This is a genomic window from Bartonella sp. AU18XJBT (assembly GCF_028618595.1).
Taxonomy (GTDB): Bacteria; Pseudomonadota; Alphaproteobacteria; order Rhizobiales; family Rhizobiaceae; genus Bartonella.
Genome location: NZ_JAQITE010000087.1, coordinates 1 through 3,187 on the forward strand (window position 1 = coordinate 1; position 3,187 = coordinate 3,187).

6 protein-coding genes are annotated in these 3,187 nt (G+C 39.3%); all 6 read left to right on the forward strand.

Annotated features, from left to right (window positions below):
* A partial coding sequence (locus PVV60_RS09840; RefSeq protein WP_273724464.1) for a hypothetical protein occupies positions 1-198 on the forward strand: 198 nt, incomplete at its 5' end.
* Positions 195-950, forward strand: coding sequence for a type IV secretion system protein (locus PVV60_RS09845; RefSeq protein WP_273724593.1), 756 nt, complete (start codon positions 195-197; stop codon positions 948-950). The genes PVV60_RS09840 and PVV60_RS09845, both read left to right, overlap by 4 nt.
* A gap of 23 nt (positions 951-973) precedes the next feature.
* Positions 974-1,228 carry an EexN family lipoprotein gene (locus PVV60_RS09850; protein ID WP_342752805.1) on the forward strand — a complete coding sequence of 85 codons (255 nt, stop codon included), beginning with the start codon at positions 974-976 and terminating at the stop codon, positions 1,226-1,228.
* A gap of 109 nt (positions 1,229-1,337) precedes the next feature.
* Positions 1,338-2,276, forward strand: a complete 939-nt coding sequence (locus tag PVV60_RS09855) for a type IV secretion system protein (protein ID WP_273724594.1) — start codon at positions 1,338-1,340, stop codon at positions 2,274-2,276.
* 8 nt (positions 2,277-2,284) lie between these two features.
* Positions 2,285-2,572: a type IV secretion protein VblB7 gene (locus tag PVV60_RS09860; protein WP_273724595.1), complete on the forward strand. Its 288-nt coding sequence runs from the start codon at positions 2,285-2,287 to the stop codon at positions 2,570-2,572.
* The coding region (locus PVV60_RS09865) for a virB8 family protein (protein WP_273724596.1) at positions 2,569-3,187 on the forward strand (619 nt) is incomplete at its 3' end. The genes PVV60_RS09860 and PVV60_RS09865, both read left to right, overlap by 4 nt.

Below are 3,187 nucleotides of genomic sequence, written 5' to 3' on the forward strand. Positions count from 1 at the left end.
CGTGAGTCACGGCGTTTTCTCATCAAACAAGGGCAAAGTTCAGTTGTAGCAGAACTGAATTTACGCGGCTTTGATGATGAAATAGCCATTTTAAGTGGCACCACCAAGAATATTGAACTCCTAGAAACCATTATGGATGAAGTTGGACAATCTCCAGAAAAATGGCTTCCTATTTTTCAAGAAAGGTCAAAACAATGAAAAAACTTTTATTGGCAACAGCCGTCTGTGCAGCTTCATTTGGCTTTCAAACAAATGCCTTTGCTATCATGGTATATGATCCCGCGGCTGTTGGACAAATAATGAAACAAGTCCAGCAAGGCACACAGCAACTTAACAAATTGCAAGAACAAATTCAACAAGGCAAACAACAGCTTGAGCAATTAAAGAGCCAACTCGATCAAGCAAAACAATTATATAGTTCCTTAAATGGAAAACCTGATTTATCCGCTCTTCAAGAATTGCTCAACAAACAAGGGAATAATGCTGCTCTCCCCTCTGATTTTAATCATTTAGAACAATCAATAGATGGCACCGGGGGTGGTAGCAGAAACACTGAAAAATGGAAAGAAAAACTTTTATATAAAGAACCATCGGGTGGTGGTGGATCAAAAGAAGCCGTTGATGCCTTTTACAAGCAAGAAGTGGAAAAATTGCACAATCGCAATGTAGGACAAGCAGCAACAGGGCAAGCTGTTTACGAAGATGCCGATAAAAAGAAAGAAGCCATTAGTAAGATTATTGAAAAACTGAAAAATGCTAAAACCGCTGCTGAAGTTCAAGATGCTCAAACACAATTAGCAGCTATACAAGCAATATTACAAGCAGAGGCTTTACAAACACAAGCCACCTCTATGATTCAGCAAGCTCAACAGGAAGCTGAAATTATTCGTTCTAGAGAAGAAACTAGTAAAAGATATCAAGACTATGCAAAAAAAATCCGTGGTCATTAAAAATTAAAAAGAGGGAATTGAATATGAACAAGATCATCATAACAACATTGCTGCTTTGCACAGGGCTGCTCACCGCTGGTTGCGAAAAAACTTACAGCGTAGAAGAATTTAAAAAAAATGAAAGCTTAATAAGAGAGTTTCAATGGAAGTGTGGGGCTTCTGATAATTCGAAAAATTGTCAAAATGTGCGACAAGCCGCTAAGGAACTTGAAACTGAAGAACGCAAAAAAGCTGACGAAAATTACGAAAAAGCTCTAGAGGAAATAAATAAAAGGTGAAAAGAACGAGAAGCAAAAGACCGCGCTAAAGCCAAACAAAAAGAGAAAGAAGCAGCTGAAAGAAATGCTCAATAATTGTTTTTACAAAAAATAATAAAATGGATACCCAATGTCGGTACTAAATTACATTCCAACATACAGTGATATAGATAAACGTCTAATGAATACTCTTGGGGACTTAATGGATAAAACCATTAGTAATCTTTCAGGCGCTTTATCTGTTCCTCTTCAAGCGGCTTGTATAATCTATATTGCATTTATAGGTTACAACACTATGTATGGGCGTTCTTCTATGCCTTTATGGGATTTTATAGCGACAACTGTAAAACTTGCTATCGTTGTTACACTTACGACAAAAGCCTCTCAATATAATGCTTGGATCAAAGACATATTTTTCACTGATCTCCCTAATGCCATTGCAAATGCCACCCAAGGAGCAAGTTCAGATAAAAATGTCTGGGACAATATGATGAAACATGCTTCTGCACATGTTTTTGATGCAGCAAATCAGTATACAGCATGGTATGATACGGGGAAGTATATTGTTAATTGGGTTGCTGGTTTACTCTGTTTATTGATTGCTTCTTTTTTTAGCACCATTGGCTTTATCGTCACAATGTTTGCTAAACTTGGTTCATTTCTTGTCCTATCGGTTGGACCACTCTTCATAAGCCTTTATATGTTCTCAACGACAAGACGTTTTACAGAAGCATGGTTAGGACAACTCGCAAACTTTATCATTTTGCAGGTATTAGTCACTTTGCTTGGTAACGTATATGTAAGTCTTGCTATAGATATCCTTTCAGGTGACGTTAAAGATATCATGTTTTCTGTAATTCAATTTTTGATTATTGGAACTGGTGGCATTTATCTTTTCATTCATTTACCCGGAATTGCCTCTGCTTTAGCTTCTGGAGGAGCATCTCTTGCAGGATCAACACATTTAGCTCACCATTCTAGTAGAGCAGCTGGACGTGGTGCTCTTGCAGCCGCTCGTTCTGGTGTTAGCGGTCTAAGAGGTTTGGCATCAAAATTTAGAGGAGGTTAATACCACAAATGCGGGGTTTTAAAAAAATTGGGATTATATTGCCATTTCTCTTTCTTAGTGGTTGTATGTCTTCACCAAACACGCTGAAATCACTCCCAAAGTGTGATGGATATTCTAAACGTCCACTCAACAGATCAATGTGGAATTGGGAAGGGAAGAAGCCCACTCCAAGATCTATTATCATAAGTGGCAATACACAATCATCCGTGAAAGAGAGCAAACTTGAAACGATTTTGGCACAAAAATTAACGGACGAAGAAATGAAGTCTTACAAAAATTGCGGGCAAAAAGCATGAAAGAAAATGCCGTAGAACAATATATTGCTGAAGCACGCTCGTTCGATCAAGATCGCATGCTCGCCTCACGCCGCACCACCCGCATCTCGCTTGCAATCGCCGGCATAGCCGTTGCTGTTGCAATAATGTCTTCTCTCGCGGTCATCACCCTCACACCCCTTAAAACCGTGGAACCTTTTGTCATCCGTGTGGACAATTCAACCGGCATTGTTGAAGTTGTGGAAGCCTTAAAAGAAGGTCCCACCAATGTCGACGAAGCAATCACACGCTATTTTGCCGCAAAATATGTCCGCTCCCGTGAAGGTTTCGCCGTAGAAGAAACGCAAAATAACTTCGAAACCGTCTCTCTCCTCTCTTCTCCTGAAGAACGAGAAAGATTTGCTAGTTGGTACGGAGCAAAAAATCCCCAAAGTCCCCAACTTCTTTATAAAAACGCCACCGTTACAATAACAATAAAATCAATTTCCTTTATCAATGAAAATGTCGCTCAAGTGCGTTACTACAGAACTGTGCGTAACAACGACAACAACAAAGAATTCATCACCCACTGGGTTGCAACACTCACCTTTGAATATACAAATGCCCCTATCTCTGTCCAAAACCGTTTGATAAATC

Bases quoted from the DNA above. Each gene is read 5' to 3' on its own strand.
- PVV60_RS09845 (WP_273724593.1), top strand. From the start codon at position 195: ATGAAAAAACTTTTATTGGCAACAGCCGTCTGTGCAGCTTCATTTGGC.
- PVV60_RS09850 (WP_342752805.1), top strand. From the start codon at position 974: ATGAACAAGATCATCATAACAACATTGCTGCTTTGCACAGGGCTGCTC.
- PVV60_RS09855 (WP_273724594.1), top strand. From the start codon at position 1,338: ATGTCGGTACTAAATTACATTCCAACATACAGTGATATAGATAAACGT.
- PVV60_RS09860 (WP_273724595.1), top strand. From the start codon at position 2,285: ATGCGGGGTTTTAAAAAAATTGGGATTATATTGCCATTTCTCTTTCTT.